1 pseudogene is annotated in these 512 nt (G+C 54.7%); it reads left to right on the forward strand.

From position 1 onward, the window contains the following. Positions 1 to 49: 49 nt before the first annotated feature. Positions 50 to 512: pseudogene (locus HMPREF3175_RS05060) on the forward strand (transposase); the annotation flags it as partial.

Below are 512 nucleotides of genomic sequence, written 5' to 3' on the forward strand. Positions count from 1 at the left end.
TGAAGCGTCCTGGGTTTAGTTCCTACCTCAGCTAAGGAAGGATTGAACTATGCCTAGAAAGTATTCCGTCGAGTTCAAGGAGAAGGCGGTCCATCAGATCATCGAAATGGTCCGCCTGGAGTCCTGCTCACTGCAACGCGCCTACACGGAGGTTGGTGAGCTGCTTGGAGTGTCTCACCATACGTTGCGGGCTTGGTACCGTGACAGCGCTTCAGTACGCGATGACTCTGGCGCGTCTGGCGGCGAAACGATGGAAGAAGAGCTCAAGCGTCTGCGCCGCGAAAACCGCGAGCTGAAACGAGCAAACGGGATTCTTAAGACTGCTTCGGCTTTTTTCGCAGCGGAACTCGACCGACCCACGACCAAATGATCTCCTACATCGACGCATACAAGGATCAGTTTGGGGTCGAGGCCATCTGCCGAGTCCTCAAACAAGCAGATCGTGGATTCATTACTTCACGTGGCTACCGCAAAGCCACCACACGTGTACCCAGTGCAAGGGCCTTAAGCGA

This window comes from Arthrobacter sp. HMSC08H08 (genome assembly GCF_001807575.1).
Taxonomy (GTDB): Bacteria; Actinomycetota; Actinomycetes; order Actinomycetales; family Micrococcaceae; genus Pseudoglutamicibacter; species Pseudoglutamicibacter albus.